The following is an 18,903-nucleotide window of genomic DNA, read 5'->3' on the forward strand; positions in this document are numbered from 1 at the left end:
GGGGCACTTGGGGGGAGATGCCGCACACCAGTAGTTCCAGTATTGGCCATCGGTGGCCAGCGTCCAGGCCGGATTGAACGTTTTTTAAACAGATTTGGAATACCGCGGCTGCTGCTGAGTCCTCACCCTCTTGCCAACTGGGTTAGGAGGCTCAAGGTTTCTTCGATCACCTGCTCGCTGGTGTAGAAATGCGGCGACAGGCGCACCCCCGGGCCACGCTGCACGCAGATCACCTGTTCATCGCGCAGGCGCTGGTACAACGCCGCGTTGTCCCAGCCCGCCAGGCTGAAGTTGAAGATGCCGGCGCGGCGCGCAGGCGCGAGTGGGCTATGGATGACCGCACCGGGCAATCCACGAATGCCGTCGTTCAGGCGCTGCACCCGTTCTGCCAGCAATGCGCCGACGGTTTCCATGCCGACTTCCTCCAGCAACGACAGGCTCGCCTCCAGGGCGAAGGCGCCAAGCATGTTCGGGCTGCCGCATTCGAAGCGCCGGGCACTGCGTGCCGGTTGCCAGTCCTGGCGCGTGTAGTCGCCGGCATGCTCCAGCATGTGCCAGCCGTACTCGTGCAGCTGCAGCTGATCACGCACCGCCGTGCGGCAATAGAAGACCCCTAGCCCCTCCGGGCCGAGCATCCATTTGTGACCGTCGGCCATCGCGAAGTCGCAGTTGTAGGCCTGCACGTCGAAGGGCAGGGCGCCCAACTGCTGGATGGCGTCGATGCAGTACAACACGCCATGCTGGCGGCAGCTGCGACCGAGGCGCGGCAGATCCAGGCGCAGGCCGCTGGCAAATTGCACGGCGCTGACCGACAGTAGGCGAGTGCGCGGGGTGAAGGCTGCGAGCAGGGCTGCTTCCGGGTCATCACCCTTGAGACTGACTTCGATCACCTCCACGCCCTGGGCTGCCAGCGCCAGCCAGACGATGCGGTTGGAGGGAAATTCCTCGTCGCTGATGATCACCTGGTCACCTGCCCGCCAGTCCAGGCCGAAGGCCACGAAGGAGAGCGCTTCGGAGGTGTTCTTGACCAGTGCGATATCGCCGGTGCTCGGTGCGTTCATCAGGCGCACCAGGCGTTCACGTAGGCTACGCTCCAGTTTCAGCCAGTCGGGATAGTCACGTGCGCCGCTGGTCATGTTCGCTTCCGAGAACCTCCGCACCGCTTCAGCACTGCGTTTCGGCCAGGGAGCGACCGCTGCGTGGTTCAGATAACGCAGTCCATTTTCCAGGGGAAACTCATCATGAAACACGTACATGGTCGGATGATCCGTGCAATTTGGCCGCATTTGGGCATAATAGTCGGCTTCGATTTTTGACCCCGCAGTCCCTTTATGCAGAAAGAACCCCGTAAGGTCCGCGAATTCCGTCGCCGCGAGCAAGAGATTCTCGACACCGCGCTGAAACTCTTCCTCGAACAAGGAGAAGACAGCGTCACCGTCGAAATGATCGCTGATGCGGTCGGTATCGGCAAAGGCACCATCTACAAGCACTTCAAGTCCAAGGCGGAAATCTATTTGCGCCTGATGCTCGACTACGAGCGCGATCTCAACGAGCTGCTGCATTCGGCCGATGTGGACCGGGACAAGGAAGCGCTGTCGCGTGCCTACTTCGAATTCCGCATGCGCGATCCGCAGCGCTATCGCCTGTTCGACCGCCTGGAAGAGAAGGTGGTCAAGGGCAACCAGGTGCCGGAAATGGTCGAGCAGCTGCACAAGATCCGTGCGTCCAATTTCGAGCGCCTGACCCAGCTGATCAAGGACCGTATCGCCGAAGGCAAGCTGGAAGACGTGCCGCCATACTTCCATTACTCCGCCGCCTGGGCGCTGGTGCATGGTGCCGTGGCGCTTTACCACTCGCCGTTCTGGAGCAATGTGCTCGAGGATCAGGAAGGGTTCTTCCAGTTCCTCATGGACATTGGCGTGCGCATGGGCAACAAGCGCAAGCGCGACTGACCCCCGGCGGGTTCGTTGCCGGGGCGACACCCACCCGCGGCAAATGCGACCCCGCTCATTCAGCTGGCCGATGGTCCATGCGTCCTGGCCGGTTACGGCGATATACTCCGGTCATCCATCACGGAGTACGCCATGATCGTTGATCGCCAGGGCAGACGCTTTCGCAACCTTCGCGTCAGCCTGACCGCCGCCTGCAACTACGCCTGCACCTACTGCGTGCCGAACGGCAAGCGCCTGGTCGCCGCTCAGGACGAGCTCTCCGCCGACGCCATGGCACGCGGTGTTGCCTACCTGATCGAAGCGGCCGGCATCGAACGCCTGCGCATCACCGGTGGCGAGCCGCTGCTCAGTACGCGTCTGGAGCCTTTCCTGCATCAGGTCAGCCAGCTCGGCCTCGATGACATCAGCCTTACCACCAACGGCCAGTTGCTCGAACGTAAGCTGGCGCTGCTGGTTGAATGCGGTATCCGCCGTTTGAACGTTTCCCTCGATACCCTCGATGCCGAGGCTTTTCGCGGCATCGCCCGTGGTGGCGACCTGGCCACCGTGCTGGCCGGGATGGAAGCGGCGCGTGAAGCCGGGATGAAAATCAAGGTCAACATGGTGCCGCTGCGCGGGCAGAATCTCGATCAGGTGCTGCCACTACTGGACTATTGTCTGGAGCGTGGCTTCGAGCTGCGCTTCATCGAGCTGATGCGCATGGGCCATCTGGCGCGTGAACCCAATGCCTTCAACCAGCAGTTCGTCGGTCTGCCGGAGCTGCTCGAATTGATCGGCACTCGGCACCAGTACGCACAGGCCAGCGCCCCTGTAGATGCCACTGCGATGCGCTACGCCATCCCGGGTGTCGGGCATTTCGGCGTGATTGCCAATGAAAGCGTGCCGTTCTGTCGTACCTGCTCGCGCCTGCGCCTGTCCTCCACCGGTTGGCTGCATGGTTGCCTGTCGTCGAGCAATCGCCACTTCATCGGCGACCTGCTGGACAAGCCGCGCCACCAGGCCTTGCCGGCGCTGCAGCGTCTGCTGATCAAGGCACTGGGCGACAAGCAGGACCTGGCATTCTCCGGTGGTGTGACGGTGATGAAGATCATCGGCGGCTGAGTCATCGCCGTGTGGCTCGGCAGTCACACCACGGCCGGATAGACTGTGCGGGCTTTCTCTTTGCGAGTGCTGCGAATGTCTGCCCGTTTTCCCATCGACTACATCGAACCGGTGTTTCGCCCGCCGAGCGAAGCCCAATCGCTGATTCTGCCGGTCACCAATGGTTGCTCCTGGAACCAGTGCACCTTCTGCGAGATGTACACCGCCCCACAGAAGAAATTCCGTGCCCGTGAAGAAGCGCAGGTGCTGGAGGAGATTCGTCGTGCTGGCGAGCAACTGATCGTCAATCGGGTGTTTCTCGCCGATGGCGATGCCCTGGTGCTGCCGACTCGACGTTTGCTGGCCATCCTGCAAGCCATCCGCGAGCACATGCCCGAGGTCCGCCGAGTTTCCAGTTACTGCCTGCCACGCAATCTGCGCAAGAAATCAGTGGAGGAGCTCAGGGAGCTGGCCGATGCCGGCTTGAAAATGGCCTATGTCGGCTGCGAGTCGGGCGATGACGAGGTGCTGGCGCGGTCAGCAAGGGGGAAACCTATGCCTCCAGCCTCAGTGCCCTGGAAAAGCTCGGCCAGGCCGGTATCACCCGTTCGGTGATGATTCTCAACGGGCTTGGGGGCCAGGCACTTAGCGCTCAGCATGCGGACAATTCGGCGCGACTGATGAATGAGGCCAGCCGGAATATCTATCTACACTGGTGGTCAGTTTCCCCATGGGCGAGGCGCGTTTTCGCCAACAGTTCGCCGATTATCAGCCGCTGACGCAGTTGCAGCTGTTCACTGAAGTCGAGCGCCTGCTGCAGGGGCTCGATCTGCAACAGACGGTGTTTCGCAGCGACCATGCCTCCAACTATCTGGTGCTCAAGGGCAACCTGGGGCGCGATAAGGAACGTCTTTTGGCCCAGGTGCGCAGCGCCATCGAGCGACCGCAGCAGGCGAACCTGCGTCAGGAGTGGCAGCGCGGGCTTTAACAAGGCTGGCGCAAAATCTGCATCTACGCCTCATTCGCCGGTTTTCCGTCGCCGGCACGAGGAGGATTGATTCATGCGTAACCTGCTTCTACTGGTGGCGCTGCTGGGGCTGGCTGGCTGCATGAAGGTCAGCGATCTGGCCAGTGGCGCCGAGTACCACCTGCGTGATGCCGGTTTTCTCGACCACGGCCGCACCGAGCGCATGGCGTCGCGGCGCCTGCAGCAGGACTCGTTCATCTACATCGCCCAGGGTCATTTCGTGCCGCCTGGCCACGGTTATCCGCGGCCCAACGTGGTGGCCGAGGAAGCTTTCAAGGGCTTCGTCGAATACTTCCCGTTGGTGCGCCGGGCACGTCAACCTGCAGGCCTGGATGAAGCCATGGCTGAAGCGCGTAGTGCCGGCGCGCACTACCTGCTGTACGCGCGTTTCGCCTACAGCGATGACCGCATCGGCACGATGGAGGAGTGGGAGGATCAGGAAGCAGTGGATCGCCTCGGCACCGACCGCGCCTCGATCCAGTTGATGCTGATCGAGACCAATACCCGCTATCTGGTAGACACGGCGCGCATTCGCAGCCGTGGCGGATTCCTGACGTTTTACGATGCCAAACCCCAGGACCTGATCGGCCCGCCGCTGCATGACTATGCGCGCAGCCTGATGGGCGTTGGGCGCTAAGAATAGGGGCAATCGGCGCGCCGAACTTGTGGGAGGGGCTTTAGCCGCGACAGGTGGCACGGTGTATCCTCGTCAGTTCGCGACACTACGGACGAGGAAAGACGATGAGCGATCCAGGCAAGGCAGGTGACCTGCTGGCGCAGATTCCCAAGGGTGAAGGCAAGAGCCTGCCACCCGTACACCTGTGGAATCCCGATTTTTGTGGCGATATCGACATGCGTATCGCCCGCGACGGCACCTGGTATTACCTGGGTACGCCCATCGGCCGCAAACCCATGGTGCGGCTGTTTTCCACCATCATCCGCCGCGACGGCGACGACTACTTCCTGATCACACCGGTAGAGAAGGTCGGCATTCAGGTCGAAGATGCCCCTTTCGTGGCCGTGACCCTACAGGTGGAAGGCGAGGGCGAGGCGCAGGTCCTGCGCTTCACCACCAACGTCGAGGACGAAGTCGTGGCCGGCGCCGAGCACCCGATCCGTGTGCACATCGATCCTGCGACACTCGAACCCTCGCCCTACATTCTGGTGCGGCGTAACCTCGAGGCGCTGATTCACCGCAACGTGTTCTACCAACTGGTAGAGCTGGCGGTAGAGCGCGAGATCGACGGAGAAACCTGGCTGGGCGTTTGGGGCAGCGGGCAGTTCTATCCCATCGGGCCGTCTCCGGCCTGAGTCGATTGGTCCAGGCGCGGTGTGCGCGACGCAAACTGAGGTAGCGAGGGAGACGCAAATGGACCAGCAATACATTGAAACCGAACGGCTGCGGCTGCGCCCGCCGCAGCTGCAGGATGCCGATCAGGTGCAGCGCCTGGCCGGCGACTTCCGTATCGCCGATGTCACCAGCAGCATTCCCCACCCTTATCCGCCAGAACTGGCGCAGCGGTGGATCGAACGCTGCATGCAGGAGTGGGCCGGTGGCGCTGCGGCCAACTTCATCATCACCGAGTCCGGCAGCGGCCAATTGGTCGGCAGCATTGCGCTGAAGGATATCGGCCGCGGCGAGGCCGAGGTGGGCTACTGGATCGGCGTGCCGTACTGGAACCGTGGCTACGCCAGCGAGGCCTGCAATGCGCTGGTGGAGTTTTCCTTCCGCCAGTTGCACTTGCGTCGTCTGCACGCCAGCCACCTGGCGCGCAATCCGCAGTCCGGGCGTGTGTTGTTCAAGGCCGGATTTCGCCATCTGGGGCTGGGGCACAGCGCGTGTGGCAGCCAGGGCAAGGTCGAGCCGGTCGAGTTGTACGAGCGCGTTTGCAGCGAGTGAGCGGCACGCTCGTCAGCGCACCCGGTCGCGACTCTGTACCGCCAGGTCCAGCGCCTTTTGCATATCCAGCCGTGCGGAGCGGCCGACGTCCTTGTCGCTCAGCTGATAGTTGCGCTCGGACGGCAGGATGGGCGCGGTCAGGTCCTCGGCGTCCACCGGTTCGAAGTCGTACTCGCCGCCGATGGTCATGGCGCTGCGCCTCAGCAGCATGCGTACCTGTTCCGGTTGCAGATCCGGGTTGATCGACAGCATGGCCGCGACCACGCCGGTCACCAGCGGCGTTGCGTAGGACGTGCCGCAATGCACGTCGCCGGTGGCGTCGACTTCGTGGGTCGAAGCCTGGGTACAGGCAGCCGCGGTGATGTCGACGCGCATGTCGACGTTCGACGAGTTGCGTTTGACCACGTAGCTCGGGTCGTCGATTTCAACCTCGTCCTTCTTGCTGCGCTGGTGCCCGCCGACCACCAGCAGTTGTTCGGTGATGAAGGAGGAGGGCAGACGGTACTCGTCCCGGCCGGAATAGGAAGAGCCGTTGCCGGCAGAGTTGATCACCAGCACGTCCGGGTGTTCTTCGCGCAGCCACAGGAAGAATTCCTCGAGCAACTCTTCGTAGCCGCTCATGGCGATGCCCGAACGCACCAGCGAGTCGATCTGGTCGCCTTCGACGTTGCGTGTACCGACGCGGTGAATACCCCAGCTCCAGTTGAGCACGCGCACGCCGTCTTCCACCAGATTGACCGACGCGGCGATATTGGCCGTGATGCCGGCATCCGAATTGCGCTCGACTATGACATCGAAGCCGTTGCTGGCCTTGTCCATCCCGCGCAGGAAGCCGGTGTTGCCACCCTTGTCCCAATGCGCGGCGAGAATGCCGGCGACGGTACTGCCATGGTTGTCCGGCTCGTCGGCGTCGCGCGCGTAGACGCATGTGCGTGACTTGCCGTCAGGGCAGGCGCCCAGGTAGTCGGCAAAATCAGGCGCGTCGAAGTCGACGTTACGCTCGATCACACCCACGCGGATGCGCTCGGCGTCGATGGGCGAGTCGCCCGCGGGAATGCGCCGCTGGTAGTAGTTCACCGCATCCATGAAACGGTTGGCGGCCCATTCCTCGGAATTCTTCTTCGGTTTATGCGCCGGCTTGCGCGCGGCTTCGCTCTCTTCGCCGCGCTCGGGAGCGCTTTCCTCCACGACCACCGCATCAACGCTGGTTTCGCTGCCGATACGCAGTACCAGCGCATCGCGCTCGGTAAGATCTTTCACTGGCAGGCGCAGCTGGTAGACGTTCAGCGGTGGGATGGCACCGACCACCTTGGCATCGTATTTCTTCGCCAGACGCTTGGCCTCATCGAGGCCGTCGTGGCTCTCCTCGATCAACAGGCTGACCAGATCGACGTAGGTGGTCAGGCCGTCCATGTTCTTCGCCACTTCATCCGGGCCGGCGGCCAGCACATGGCTGCGATGCAATGACAGCCATACCGGGTTGCTCTCGCGCGAGCCGTCTTCCAGCCACAACGGCGCGCTGCGATGTTCGTTGCTGTCGAGCTGCAGGCGCAGACTGTCGCCACTGCGCTGCACCGCCGAGGCGGGCAGGGTGTCGTCGCCGAGGTGCAGCTCGGGTATCGCTTCGCCAAGGCCGCGTACCTGCATGCACCATTCCTGCTTCTCGCCGCCAAGCAGGTCGCCACAGCGTTGCAGACTCTGGATGCGCAAGGCCTCCTGCGCATCGGCAAGCGGGCTTATCACGACCATGACCAAGGCTGACAGCAGAGCGCGGGTGGGCAACATGGGATGGGCCTCCGTGGCGGATGTGGTGCTTTTCCGACTTTGTTTGGCAGGCTTCGTTCAGCTTGGGTGTGAGCTGCGGTCATTGTGAGCACGCATGACAGTGGCGTCACCGCCGCCTCGATTGGTTATAGTATTACGTTTCCTTCACGCCTTACTCGAAGCCTTCCATGCCCTCCAATCGTCTGCTTTCGATCGATGCCCTGCGCGGCTTGGTCATCCTCTTCATGCTGCTCGATCACGTTCGCGAAACCTTCTACCTGCATCAGCAGGTCGGTGATCCGATGGACGTGACCACCACCGAGCCGGCACTGTTCTTCAGCCGCACCCTGGCCCATCTGTGCGCGCCGGTATTCATCCTGCTAACCGGGCTTTCGGCCTTTCTCTTCGGGGAAAAACAGATGAGCCGGGCGGCGACCAGTGCGTTTCTGTTCAAGCGCGGGCTGTTTCTCGTGGTGCTGGAGTTCACCCTGGTCAACTTCGCCTGGACCTTCCAATTTCCGCCTGCGGTGATCTACCTGCAGGTGATCTGGGCCATCGGCCTGAGCATGCTGGCGCTGTCCCTGCTGCTATGGCTGCCGCGCGCATTGCTGGCCGTGCTGGGCCTGCTGCTGGTGACCGGGCACAACCTGCTCGACGGGCTGCACTTCGGCGTGGAGTCAGCCATGCATATCCCCTGGGCGGTGCTGCATGACCGCGGCTGGATCGAGCTCTCCGATAACCTGCGTCTGCGCACCTCCTATCCGCTGCTGCCGTGGATCGGTGTGATCGCCCTGGGCTATGTGATCGGCCCCTGGTTCCGCGGAGCGAGCGAGCCAACGCAGCGCATGCGGGCGCTGCAATGGGGCGGTTGCGGCGCGCTGGCGCTGTTCGTGGCGCTGCGCCTGGTCAACGGCTATGGCGAGAAACCCTGGGCGGTCGGGGAGAGCGGGCTGCAGACGTTGATGAGCCTGCTCAACATCACCAAATACCCGCCGTCGCTGCTGTTCCTGGCGCTGACGCTGGGTATTGGCCTGCTACTGCTGGCTGCCTTCGAGCGCCGCAACGAGGGGCGCGTGGTACGCGTGCTGGCGGTATTCGGCAGTGCGCCGATGTTCTTTTATCTATTGCACCTGTATGTACTGAAGCTCCTCTACATCGCCGCGTTCGCCGTCTGGGGTGCAAACCAGGGGCATTACTTCGGCTTCGCCTCGATGGCCTGGGTCTGGGCCGCGACAGTGGTGCTGGCCATGTTGCTGTTCCCGCCAACCCAATGGTTCGCGAGGCTCAAGGCGCGGCGGCGGGACATTCGCTGGTTGAAGTACTTCTGATCAGCAGATGAAAAAAGGCCAGGGTCAAACCCTGGCCGTTTCCTTTGCGCGTAGAGCCCGTTGGGTTTACGCGGCCGAGTAATCCGGTATTACAGCTTTATGTTCATCGACAGGTAGGCCGAGCGGCCGGGTGCCGGGGAGTACATGGGCTGTTCCTGGCCTGGGCCCCACCAGACGTTGTCGTACCAGACGTATTCGTATTCGCGGTCAGTCAGGTTCTTGACCTGCAGATCGACGCTGGTAGAGGCGCTCAACTGGTAGCTGACACTGGCATCCAATACCGCGAAGCCGCCGTATTTGCCGGCTTCGTTCTTCTCTTCGATGTAGTAGTCGCCCTGGGCGCGGGCCTGCAGGCCGAAGCGCCAGTCATCGTTGTAGCGATAATCCAGCCCCAGGTTGCTGATGTAGCGCGGGGTGGAGAACACCTCCTTGCCTTTGAGCGAGTTGTTGTCGCCATCGAGGCCTTTGACGACCTTGGCTTCCTGGATGGCGTGGGAGCCCCATACCGTCCATTGCTGGTTCAGTTGAGAGGTGAACTGCATGTCGATGCCGCGACGACGGGTTTCTCCCAGGCCCACGGTGGCGTCGATGGCCGGCATGTTCGCGACTTCATCGGTGGCATCCTGCTGCCACACGGCAATACGGGTTTCGGTGCCAGCGAAGGGCCGGAATTTCATCCCCACTTCCTTGCCGGTGTTGATCGACGGGTCGTAGCTGCCTGCTCCATTGACGAGGTAGCCCGGGTTGGCGTTACCGGTCAGTATCTGGAAAGTGCGGCCCCAGTTGGCGTAGACATCGATATCGTCATTGACGCTGTAGACCACGCTGAGCTTGGGCTGCTCGATCCAGCCATAGTCCTGCAGCGGACCTTTGCCGGTCGTCGTGACGCCGTTGTTGGTACTGGATATGTTGGTGTTGCCGGTGAATTTGTCCACGCGTATGGCGGGGATGATCTTCAGTGACTCGGTGGGTTGGATGACGGCTTGAACATACCCGCCCAGGTTGCGCAGGGTGTAGTGATCGTTGTTCTGAATGCGCGCCGGGGCGACATCGAAATCAGTGGGAACGCTGAATGTAAAGCGCCGACGCTCGTAGGCGTTGTGCTGTTCTTCATAGTTGATGCCGCCATCGAGGGTCAGGAGATCGTTGGCTCGCCAGGTCAGATTGCTCAGCATGCCGCGCTGCTGTTCGTCCCAGAAGCGGCGCTGACGCGGCCCGTTGCCGGGTTCGTAGCTGGTGAAGGTGATTGAGCGGTCATCGTTGTAGCTGTTGTAGTACAGCTTGTTGCTCAGGTTCAGGTCGTCGTTGAGCTGCCAGTCCATGTGCAGGCTCAGGTGCTTCATGTCGCGGTCACTGCGGTCGTTGCCATTCTTGGCCGGCGAATCGGTACGGCTGGCGCGCAACTCTTCACGGGTCAAGAAGCCGCCTTCGTCCGCCTGGTGATGGTACAGGCGGGCGATTGCGCCGACGCGCAAGGTCTGTTCGTCATTGCTGAGGAACCACTTGCCGCCCAGTGAGTATTTGTTGGAGTTGCTATGGTCACGGAAACCGTCGGAGTCCTGTTTGGCCAGCAAGTAGTTCTGCGCGAAATTGCCTTCTTCATGGCCGATCGCCAACTGCATCTCACGGGTATTGAAGCTGCCGTAGGTCAGGCGGCTATCGGCATAGTTGCCGCCTTGGCGGGTTGCGTAGTTGATGTTGCCGCCGATGTTATGCAGGCCGTAGCGCGGATCGTTGGTGCCGCGGACCACCTCGATGTAGTCGATGTCCAGCGGAAAGATCATGTCGACGAAGCGCTGGTTGCCGCTGTTGACGTTGCTCGGAATACCGTCGATCAGCACCTTGATGCCGTTGATATAACCCTCGCCGTTGAAGGCACGGAAGGTGGCCTTGCCGGACTCGGCACCCATGCCGGTTTCGGTGAGCTGGATGCCGGGCATCTGTCCCAGCAATTGCCAGCTGTTCATCACGTTCTTGTCCTCGATCATGTCGCTGCCCATGATGTCGACCGAGGTCAGAATGCTGTCAGTGCGCAGCGTGCTGCTGGCCTCGGGCGTGACATAGACCTCGCCGAGCGAAACGGTGGAGTTGCCGGATGAGGCTGCGTGAAGCTGAGACGTGACCAATGCGGTCATGACGGCGAGTGAGGCCGAAGTGGCTTTCATGGGTATTCCTAGCGTTGCGTTTTCTATGTATTGGGAGGTCGTTGCGTAGGCCTGCAACAGCTCGGATTGGTGGCGGTCCATAGCGAGCTGTGCGGTTGTGACCGGCGTGCTGAAAATCCAGGTATTCGATAAAGACGTTATATCATAACAATTTTGTGCTGTTCGGTCAGCCCGAAGACAGCGGATTGGTGCCCATGAGCGCCCTGTCTAGAGCGGTTGGTGGCCTTGCAGCCTGTGCAAAGGCCCGTCAACACTGGCTGCGGTGCCAGGAACGATTAGACGCCAGCCTGCTAATGGCGTATCAACATCAAGCGTCTTTCGCATCTTTCCCCAGGCAAGATCACCATACAGTCCCTGGATTCGATCAGCGTGCCTGGCAGTGCCAGCGATGAGCGTCTGGACCGTTTGGTGCGCCTGCTTGGCCGGCTCTTCGGCGTGGTCGCCGTGCTCACCTGCGTCGTTGAAGGTGCGCGGCGCATTGCGCTGGCCATCGCCGGCAGTGGCGCCGGTATCTGGGACCGCAACGTCGCCATTGGGGAGATTCACTACTCCAGCAGCTGGAAGGCATTGCTCGGTTATGCCGAGCATGAAGTCGGCAATCGCATCGAAGAGAGTTACACCCGCGTGCACCCGGCCGACCTCGACTAGGTTCGTGCCACTATTCAGGCGCATCGGGATCAGCGCAGCACGACCTATGAAGTCGAGTACCGCCTGCGTTGCCGCGATGGCCAGTACAAATGGGTGTGCAGCCGCGGCAAGGTGGTCGAGCGCGACGAGCATGGCAAGCCGCTACGGATGATCGGCACCACCATCGACATCACCGCCATGCGCCGGCTGTCCGAGCAGGTGCAGCAAACGGCGGCGGTGATGACCGATTTGACCAACGAAATTCCCGGCATGGTCTTCCAGTTGCGCAGGCAAGCGGACGGCGAGTCGACCTTCACCTACGTCAGCGTCGGCATCTCAACGCTCAATGCCGGCGATGCCAGCGTCAGGGCCGCCTTGTCGCGCAGCGATATCGCCCTTTACTGCGCCAAGCGCGGCGGGCGAAATCGCATCCAGCAACATTGATTGCAGGTTCGCTCAGGCGGCCCGCAGTGCGTGGCTGATCGCATCGTTGAACGCGGGAATGTCGTCCGGGTTGCGAGAGGTGATCAGCGTCCAGTTCTGCCCCGGACATACCTGCACTTCGGCGTCCACCCAGCTGGCGCCGGCGTTGGCCAGGTCCAGGCGCACGCTGGAATACGACGTCATCACCTTGCCCGGCACCACGCCGGCATCGATCAGCAGCCAGGGGCCGTGGCAGATCGCCGCGACCGTCTTGCCGGCATCGCGAAACTCCTGCACCAGGCGCTGCGCGTCTTCGTCCTGGCGCAGGGTGTCGGCATTCACCGTACCGCCAGGAATTACCAGCAGGTCGTACTCCGTGGCGCTCAGCCCCTTGAGCTGAGTGTCGGACTGCACGCTGACGTCCTTCTCGCTGTCCTTCAGCCAGGTCTCGGCCTCGCCACCCTTGACGCTGGCATGGGTGACGCTCGCGCCCTGATCCTTCAGTGCCTGCATTGGTTTGAGCAACTCGTCGCGCTCGATGCCCGTGTTGGCGGTGATGAACAGTACCTTCTTGCCTTGCAGATTCGAACTCATGATCGATACCTCCGCTGATGCGCCGCATACGGCGCAGTGAGTGGTCGCGTTGGTCAACGCGGCATGTATCAGGATTGAAAGGCGTTAGCAGCAGAAGTTCGAACTGATTGCTCGATGGCGAGCCTGCGCGGACAGGCATGCACGAATGACCCGGTGGCGCCTTGTGCCATGACCCGCGCCGCGTGAGAACGCGGCACGAGATTGCCAGTCGCCCCGCTAAGGAAATATCCGGATCGGTCAGCGCGAGCCGTTACGCAGACGTAGCAAGCCCCAGCCGAGCAGCACGATAGCTGCCGTACCCACCAGCACGACGGGCCGCCTTACGCCCTCAGCTGGGGTGCGCCAGCCGCCGTCGATCCGCCGTTCTCCTGATGGCGGTTGGAACAGGTTGCCAGTGGAGCGTTGCGTGGGTTGCCCGCGCTTGAGCGCACGGCCGACCACGAGGCCGGAAATCTGGGCGAAGCCAGGTAGCAGAAAATGACCGAGGCGCAGCAGGGTGGCCGCGCTACCGACTGTCCGGGTTGCACGTGGCGCCAGTGCCATCTCGACCATGGCTTCGGCGACACGACGTGGATCGTAGCGGGGTGGCGGCGGGCTGAGTTGATGGCCGGTAAAGTTGCCTCCGTCACGGAAACCGGGCGTGTCCATTACCGCCGGATAGATGTCACAGACATGAATGTCCGGCCATTGCACCAACTCGCCACGCAGCGCCTCGGTGAGACCACGCAGACCATACTTGGCAGCGGAGTAGGCTGCTGCGTAGGGCTGGGCGACCCAGCTGCCGAGCGACAGCGTGTTGATCAGCACGCCCGAGGACTGGGCCTTGAAATAAGGCATCACCACGTAGGCGCCACGCAGGTAACCGAGCAGGTCGGTCTGCACCACTTGCTCATGCGCGGCCAGCGGGGTGTCCTCGAAGCAGCCCACCGCACCAACGCCTGCGTTGTTCACCCAGATGTCGATGCGTCCATTGCCGAAAGCCGCGGCTTGTTCGGCCAGGTTCTCCATCGCCTCGTTGCGGGTGACGTCGGTGGGCACGGCCAAGGCGCGTGCCCCGAGTCGCTGGCATTCATCGACAACGCAAGCCAGCGCCTCGTCGTCGCGTGCGGCAAGCACCAGGCGCGCCCCATGTCGGGCGAACTCATGGGCGGCGCAGCGGCCAATGCCGCTCGACGCGCCTGTGATCACCACCAGCGCGTTATTCAATCGAGCTTTAGTCATCGTTCTCTCCTGCCGTGAATCGGACGATTTATGGCGACTGTTGCCTAAGCGTTTCATCTGTCCTGTGGCAATGTCGTCGCCCCTAAGAAGGGGACTGGCGCGTATCAGAGGGAGTTCATGCTGTTTTACCGCTCAGCGTGTGTCTCATGAGCGGCCGAACTGCCCGCGAGCCTTTTTCAGCAGCTCGACCACTTCCTGATCGCTGGTTTGACGGCTGACCGCTGATGCCACCGGTACGGCCAACAGCAGACGCTCACTTCCCGCCCCCCCGATCAGTGCGGTTGATGCGAGTTGGCTTGCCCCGAGTAGTCGGGTTCATGCCGGTTTCCTCGAAGATCCTGCCGGTTCCGATGAAGGCAGCGGCGCTGGCCCGTCTTGTGGCCGTTCTCGGATGCCTCGACAGGGCCTTCACCCAGCACGCTCGCAGTGGCTCAGCCCGCTTGGCAATAGCGGCGTAGCAGCTTCTTGCTCGGACGCTTGACCGGCATTTCGCCCAGCTCTTCCAGGGCGAACCAGCCGCAATCCGCTATCTCGTTCTGCGGTCGTGGCGTCTGCGTGTCGGTGACCGATTGATGAAAGACGTGATGGATGCCCGCGCCAAACTCATGGCTTGCCAGGTAGTTGAGGCTGGCGAAGGACAGCCCGGTTTCCTCGTCGAGTTCGCGCAGCGCGGCGGCGTCGGCGCTCTCGTTTGCTTCGATCCTGCCACCGGGCAGGTTCCACTTCGCCTCGGCCTTGCGCACCAACAGAAACTTGTCGCCACGTCGGCAAATGACAGTAGCGCGTACCTTGTTAGCTTTACCCATCGGTGATTCTCGAAAATTGTCTGCGTGACTGCACACGTCACGTCGTCCCGCGAGCAGCGAAGGGCGAGTCGGGTGAATCGTGTTGAGGCAGCCTTCCCGGGCTGCCTGGTTAAACAATGGAGAAAATACCGCCGCTTATGTTCAGTCTATTTTCACCCTGCATTGGCGGCAGCGAAGAGCCGCTCAAAGATTCGCCGAGGGCAACTGCAGCCAGAGGGAGAAGGCACCCAGCACACTCCAGAAAACGATGAACAGCCAGGGCGAGCGCAGAAAGAACAGCAATGACTTGTAGGTGCTCTCCCGGCTTGCCTCCTGTTCGCTGAACAGTGGTGAGTCGTCATAGGCATGGCCGAACTCGGGCTCGCTGCGCAGCAACTGCTCCTGCTTGTAGTGCCAGTGCTCGATGATCGTCGCGGAGGCCCTGATTCCCGGCCAGGCGTGCAGTGAGCTGATGATGCCCAGCAAGGTGAACAGTGCCGGAACCACCAGGGTGAACACCGCACCCCAGTTCTCGTTCAGGTTGGCCATGGACGAGGCGTAGGCGATCACCAGAAACGACTGCGCCGTCAGATAGGAATTGGTGCGCCCGGCGAGCAGGCTGGTTTCGTACTGAATCTCCCGCCGATAGAAATCGAGCCGCTCCTTTGGCGTGCCGAAAATCAGCAATTCCGCCTGTTTCTCACGCTGCGTGTCATGGGTGTCGGAGGTAATGATTCTTGAGGTTTTCATCGACATGGCTCGATTGTCGGTTGGGCTTCGCCGCGTGGCGAGATATAGCTGGGCAACTGGACGTTAGACTGCGGGGGCTGCAGTCATTCAGTGTTTTTGTCGAGCGGGAGGTCGACTGGGGGGAGGTCAAATGTGCAAAAAAACGCCAACCCAGGCGATGCCGGGTTGGCGGTGTCGATACTGCGTCGCTCCCCATCAGCGGGCGAGGCCGCTGATGGGGACGTTGCCGGCCCGTCAGTTCAGGTGAGCTTTCAATTCGCCGGCAGCCTGGCGCATCGCCGCCTTGACCTCGGGTATGTCGTGCAAGGGGTTGAGCAGCCCGTAGTCATGAATCATGCCGTTGTAGCGTACGGCGGTTACATCGACGCCTGCCGCATCCAGCTTTTGCGCATAGGCTTCGCCTTCGTCGCGCAGCACGTCGAGGCCGGCGGTCTGAATCAGGGCGGGTGGCAGACCTTTCAACTGTTCGGCGGTCGCACGCAGCGGTGAGGCATGGATGTCGGCGCGTTGCTTGGGATCGGTGGTGTAGTTATCCCAGAACCACTTCATCATGCCCGTGGTGAGGAAGTGTCCCTCACTGTACTGGCGATACGAGGCCGTCTCGAAGTTGGCGTCCGTCACCGGCCACAGCAGCAGTTGGAAGCGCAGCGCGGGAGCTTTGCGCTCCTTGGCCATCAGGCTGACCACCGCGGCCATGTTGCCGCCCACGCTGTTGCCTGCAACTGCCAGGCGGCTGCCATCGACACCGATGCTCTTGCCGTTTTCCGCGACCCAGCGAGTCGCTGCGTAGGCCTGGTTGATGGCCGTCGGGTACTGCGCTTCTGGCGACGGCGTGTAGTCGACGTAAACCGCCACTGCGCCCGAGCCAACTACCAGGTCACGAATCAGGCGCGCATGGGTCGGGTAGTCACCCAGTACCCAGCCACCGCCGTGGAAGTACATGAAGACAGGCAGATCGCCGGCCTGTTTTTCCGGGCGCACGATGGTCAGTTTGATCGTCTGGCCGTCGGCAGTGATGGTGCGCTCGCTGACCTCGGTCCCGGACAGGTCTACCTTGACCGACGCCTGTGCGCCGGTCAGAACGGCGCGCGCCTCGCTGGGGCTCATCTGCTCGATTGGCTTGCCGCCGCCACTGTTCAGCGCATTCAGGAAATTCTGAGTGCGGTGCTCTGCGACCGGTTCGGCAGCGTACGCGCCGCCAACGGAAACGGCGAGTGCCAGGGCGGTGAGGGTGTTTTTCAAGGCGTTCATAGCAAGATCCTTATGTTTTTAGTTGGAAGTGCAAAGTTGCCGCCTGGCTTTCGGTCCGTATCGGCGGTATGGACGCTACTTTAGATATGGCCTTGAGCGGGGACAATTACCTAGAATAGGGATTCATTGATTCCAAATTGGGGACAGTATTGGATCGTATAGAGTGCATGCGCACCTTTGTTGCCACGGTCAATGCCAATGGCTTTGCCGCCGCCGCGCGAGTGCTGGCGGTGCCGCGTTCGAAAGTCAGCAAGCAGATCCAGGCGCTTGAGGAAAGCCTCGGTGTGCAATTATTGCTACGTACCACCCGCAGCCTGCACCTGACCGAAGCCGGCAGTGATTACTACGAGGCATGCCGCGAGTTGCTCGCCTCGCTGGACGAAGCCGAGCAGCGGGCGCGTAGCGGAATGGCTGAAATCCAGGGCGTATTGAGGATCAACGCGCCCATGTCGTTCGGTTTATGCCGGCTGGGACCATTGATTCCCAAGTTCCACCAGCTGCATCCGAAAGTGGAACTGCAATTGGTGTTCAGTGATGAACAGGTCGATCCGGTGAAGGGCGGCTTCGACGTGACTATCCGCATCGCCAGTCTGGCGGACTCGTCGCTCGTGGCCCGGCACCTGGCTCCCGCACCGCGCGTGCTGGTCGCCTCAGCGGATTATCTCGAAGCTCATGGCACGCCCCAGGTGCCGCGCGACCTGGCCGCTCACCAGTGCTTGAACTACGGCTATCTGCAGGGCGGCGTCAGCCTGCAGCTGAGCAATGGTCGAGAGACGCAGAGCGTTCTGGTAACGGGGCCCTTGCATGCCAATAACGGTGACCTGCTGGCCCAGGCTGCCGAAGCGGGGATGGGCATTGCCCTACTGCCGACATTCATCGTGGAAAAAGCGCTTCGGGAAGATCGCTTGGTCGCGGTGATGTGCGACTGGCAGGCGCCCCCCATCTCCATCAACGCGGTGTACCCATCCGCACGGCGTGTGCCGCTCAAAACCCGGGCGTTCCTGGATTTTCTCGCGCAGCAGCTGGGCGACCTTGCGGCCCAGCCATAAGCAGTGCTCACGGTGGTCCGCGGCGGAGCACCCATGGTGCAAGCCCATGCGTAGTAGTGGGGCACGGGCCGAGCCCTGGCAGGATTTATTCAGCGCGCCGCCGCGATGAAACCGCCTCGCCCCATCACTTGGGTGAAGTCATTGCAGCTGGGTTCTTGTTGATCGTTCACAAAATGGAACGCTAGAGGCAATTTTCGCAGTCTAGTCGGAAAAGGGTCTCGAATTTAATCTTTCTTCCATGCAGTGACGCACTGCTGAACGAAAACCCACTCACCGGCGCAGCCGGCACATTGAAAACAATTCGAGGACTTCATCATGACCAACGCCACCTATAATCGCCTGGACAAAGACAACGCCGTCGTACTGCTGGTCGATCACCAGGCCGGTCTGCTCTCGCTGGTTCGTGACATCGAGCCGGACAAATTCAAGAACAACGTGCTGGCGCTGGCTGATCTGGCCAAGTTCTTCAACCTGCCGACCATCCTCACCACCAGCTTTGAAACCGGCCCCAACGGCCCGCTGGTTCCCGAGCTGAAGGAAATGTTCCCGGACGCGCCGTACATCGCCCGCCCTGGCCAGATCAACGCCTGGGACAACGAAGATTTCGTCAAGGCGATCAAGGCCACCGGCAAGAAGCAGCTGATCATCGCCGGTGTGGTGACCGAAGTCTGCGTGGCGTTCCCGGCGCTGTCAGCCATCGAGGAAGGCTTCGACGTGTTCGTGGTCACCGATGCTTCCGGCACCTTCAACCAGATCACCCGTGACTCGGCGTGGCAGCGTATGACCCAGGCCGGCGCGCAACTGATGAACTGGTTCGCCGTTGCCTGCGAGCTGCACCGCGACTGGCGCAACGACGTGGAAGGCCTGGCCAAGATCTGCACCGATCACATCCCGGACTACCGCAACCTGATGACCAGCTACAACGCGCTGACCGCTGGCAAGTGATCCAAGCCTGAAACCGAACCGGAGCTCGCAAAGGCTCCGGTT

The 18,903-nt window shown here is 61.7% G+C and carries 16 protein-coding genes and 2 pseudogenes; 10 read left to right on the forward strand and 8 right to left on the reverse strand.

Going from position 1 to position 18,903, the window contains the following annotated elements; genetic code table 11:
- Positions 1-122 precede the first annotated feature (122 nt).
- A complete protein-coding gene (locus P3C50_RS01440) occupies positions 123-1,256 on the reverse strand; it encodes an aminotransferase class V-fold PLP-dependent enzyme (RefSeq protein WP_275544612.1) in 1,134 nt (377 codons plus the stop codon).
- A 75-nt stretch (positions 1,257-1,331) separates the two neighbouring features.
- Between P3C50_RS01440 and P3C50_RS01445 the strand changes: the two genes are divergently transcribed.
- The 6 genes and pseudogenes from P3C50_RS01445 to P3C50_RS01470 all read left to right on the forward strand — a co-directional run bounded on the left by P3C50_RS01445 (position 1,332) and on the right by P3C50_RS01470 (position 5,959).
- The gene (locus tag P3C50_RS01445) at positions 1,332-1,952 is read left to right on the forward strand and encodes a TetR/AcrR family transcriptional regulator (protein ID WP_275544613.1); all 621 of its coding nucleotides are present in this window, start codon (positions 1,332-1,334) and stop codon (positions 1,950-1,952) included.
- A 132-nt stretch (positions 1,953-2,084) separates the two neighbouring features.
- The gene (locus P3C50_RS01450; protein WP_275544614.1) at positions 2,085-3,053 is read left to right on the forward strand and encodes a GTP 3',8-cyclase MoaA; all 969 of its coding nucleotides are present in this window, start codon (positions 2,085-2,087) and stop codon (positions 3,051-3,053) included.
- A gap of 75 nt (positions 3,054-3,128) precedes the next feature.
- Positions 3,129-4,020: pseudogene (locus tag P3C50_RS01455) on the forward strand (radical SAM protein).
- Between the two features lie 73 nt (positions 4,021-4,093).
- Complete coding sequence (locus P3C50_RS01460) at positions 4,094-4,696, forward strand: DUF4823 domain-containing protein (RefSeq protein ID WP_197855901.1); 603 nt, start codon at positions 4,094-4,096, stop codon at positions 4,694-4,696.
- Between the two features lie 104 nt (positions 4,697-4,800).
- Positions 4,801-5,370, forward strand: a complete 570-nt coding sequence (locus P3C50_RS01465) for a DUF1285 domain-containing protein (RefSeq protein WP_275544615.1) — start codon at positions 4,801-4,803, stop codon at positions 5,368-5,370.
- 58 nt (positions 5,371-5,428) lie between these two features.
- The gene (locus P3C50_RS01470; protein WP_275544616.1) at positions 5,429-5,959 is read left to right on the forward strand and encodes a GNAT family N-acetyltransferase; all 531 of its coding nucleotides are present in this window, start codon (positions 5,429-5,431) and stop codon (positions 5,957-5,959) included.
- Between the two features lie 12 nt (positions 5,960-5,971).
- On the opposite strand, the gene P3C50_RS01475 is transcribed toward P3C50_RS01470, so the two are convergent.
- The gene (locus P3C50_RS01475) at positions 5,972-7,741 is read right to left on the reverse strand and encodes a S8/S53 family peptidase (RefSeq protein ID WP_275545324.1); all 1,770 of its coding nucleotides are present in this window, start codon (positions 7,739-7,741) and stop codon (positions 5,972-5,974) included.
- Between the two features lie 170 nt (positions 7,742-7,911).
- On the opposite strand from P3C50_RS01475, the gene P3C50_RS01480 reads away from it, so the two are divergent.
- Positions 7,912-9,051, forward strand: coding sequence for a DUF1624 domain-containing protein (locus P3C50_RS01480; RefSeq protein ID WP_275544617.1), 1,140 nt, complete (start codon positions 7,912-7,914; stop codon positions 9,049-9,051).
- Positions 9,052-9,140: 89 nt separating this feature from the next.
- Here P3C50_RS01480 and P3C50_RS01485 read toward each other — a convergent pair whose 3' ends face one another.
- Positions 9,141-11,216 (reverse strand): TonB-dependent receptor, encoded by a 2,076-nt coding sequence (locus tag P3C50_RS01485; RefSeq protein ID WP_275544618.1) that lies wholly within the window; start codon positions 11,214-11,216, stop codon positions 9,141-9,143.
- Between the two features lie 345 nt (positions 11,217-11,561).
- On the opposite strand from P3C50_RS01485, the pseudogene P3C50_RS24150 reads away from it, so the two are divergent.
- A pseudogene (locus tag P3C50_RS24150) lies at positions 11,562-12,170 on the forward strand (PAS domain-containing protein); the annotation flags it as partial.
- Between the two features lie 129 nt (positions 12,171-12,299).
- On the opposite strand, the gene P3C50_RS01500 reads toward P3C50_RS24150, so the two are convergent.
- From P3C50_RS01500 to P3C50_RS01520, 5 genes are all read right to left on the reverse strand, one after another.
- Positions 12,300-12,860, reverse strand: a complete 561-nt coding sequence (locus P3C50_RS01500) for a type 1 glutamine amidotransferase domain-containing protein (RefSeq protein ID WP_197855896.1) — start codon at positions 12,858-12,860, stop codon at positions 12,300-12,302.
- 237 nt (positions 12,861-13,097) lie between these two features.
- Complete coding sequence (locus tag P3C50_RS01505) at positions 13,098-14,081, reverse strand: SDR family oxidoreductase (RefSeq protein WP_275544620.1); 984 nt, start codon at positions 14,079-14,081, stop codon at positions 13,098-13,100.
- Between the two features lie 431 nt (positions 14,082-14,512).
- On the reverse strand, positions 14,513-14,887 hold the full coding sequence (locus P3C50_RS01510; RefSeq protein ID WP_197855894.1) for an NUDIX hydrolase: 375 nt from the start codon (positions 14,885-14,887) through the stop codon (positions 14,513-14,515).
- A gap of 183 nt (positions 14,888-15,070) precedes the next feature.
- Positions 15,071-15,616, reverse strand: a complete 546-nt coding sequence (locus tag P3C50_RS01515; protein ID WP_275544621.1) for a hypothetical protein — start codon at positions 15,614-15,616, stop codon at positions 15,071-15,073.
- 234 nt (positions 15,617-15,850) lie between these two features.
- On the reverse strand, positions 15,851-16,867 hold the full coding sequence (locus P3C50_RS01520) for an alpha/beta hydrolase (protein WP_275544622.1): 1,017 nt from the start codon (positions 16,865-16,867) through the stop codon (positions 15,851-15,853).
- A 149-nt stretch (positions 16,868-17,016) separates the two neighbouring features.
- Between P3C50_RS01520 and P3C50_RS01525 the strand changes: the two genes are divergently transcribed.
- Together P3C50_RS01525 and ycaC are read left to right on the forward strand one after the other, a co-directional pair.
- Complete coding sequence (locus P3C50_RS01525) at positions 17,017-17,916, forward strand: LysR family transcriptional regulator (RefSeq protein ID WP_275545326.1); 900 nt, start codon at positions 17,017-17,019, stop codon at positions 17,914-17,916.
- 315 nt (positions 17,917-18,231) lie between these two features.
- Entirely contained in the window at positions 18,232-18,861 is a 630-nt protein-coding gene (ycaC, locus tag P3C50_RS01530) for an isochorismate family cysteine hydrolase YcaC (protein WP_183892921.1), read from the forward strand.
- Positions 18,862-18,903: the final 42 nt, after the last annotated feature.

Origin of the sequence: Pseudomonas sp. Marseille-Q0931 (assembly GCF_940789645.1) — a bacterium.
GTDB lineage: Bacteria > Pseudomonadota > Gammaproteobacteria > Pseudomonadales > Pseudomonadaceae > Aquipseudomonas.

Bases quoted from the DNA above. Each gene is read 5' to 3' on its own strand.
- P3C50_RS01500 (WP_197855896.1), bottom strand. From the start codon at position 12,860: ATGAGTTCGAATCTGCAAGGCAAGAAGGTACTGTTCATCACCGCCAAC.
- P3C50_RS01465 (WP_275544615.1), top strand. From the start codon at position 4,801: ATGAGCGATCCAGGCAAGGCAGGTGACCTGCTGGCGCAGATTCCCAAG.
- P3C50_RS01445 (WP_275544613.1), top strand. From the start codon at position 1,332: ATGCAGAAAGAACCCCGTAAGGTCCGCGAATTCCGTCGCCGCGAGCAA.
- P3C50_RS01470 (WP_275544616.1), top strand. From the start codon at position 5,429: ATGGACCAGCAATACATTGAAACCGAACGGCTGCGGCTGCGCCCGCCG.
- P3C50_RS01440 (WP_275544612.1), bottom strand. From the start codon at position 1,256: ATGTACGTGTTTCATGATGAGTTTCCCCTGGAAAATGGACTGCGTTAT.
- P3C50_RS01460 (WP_197855901.1), top strand. From the start codon at position 4,094: ATGCGTAACCTGCTTCTACTGGTGGCGCTGCTGGGGCTGGCTGGCTGC.
- P3C50_RS01485 (WP_275544618.1), bottom strand. From the start codon at position 11,216: ATGAAAGCCACTTCGGCCTCACTCGCCGTCATGACCGCATTGGTCACG.
- P3C50_RS01480 (WP_275544617.1), top strand. From the start codon at position 7,912: ATGCCCTCCAATCGTCTGCTTTCGATCGATGCCCTGCGCGGCTTGGTC.
- P3C50_RS01520 (WP_275544622.1), bottom strand. From the start codon at position 16,867: ATGAACGCCTTGAAAAACACCCTCACCGCCCTGGCACTCGCCGTTTCC.
- ycaC (WP_183892921.1), top strand. From the start codon at position 18,232: ATGACCAACGCCACCTATAATCGCCTGGACAAAGACAACGCCGTCGTA.
- P3C50_RS01505 (WP_275544620.1), bottom strand. From the start codon at position 14,081: ATGACTAAAGCTCGATTGAATAACGCGCTGGTGGTGATCACAGGCGCG.
- P3C50_RS01515 (WP_275544621.1), bottom strand. From the start codon at position 15,616: ATGAAAACCTCAAGAATCATTACCTCCGACACCCATGACACGCAGCGT.
- P3C50_RS01510 (WP_197855894.1), bottom strand. From the start codon at position 14,887: ATGGGTAAAGCTAACAAGGTACGCGCTACTGTCATTTGCCGACGTGGC.
- P3C50_RS01450 (WP_275544614.1), top strand. From the start codon at position 2,085: ATGATCGTTGATCGCCAGGGCAGACGCTTTCGCAACCTTCGCGTCAGC.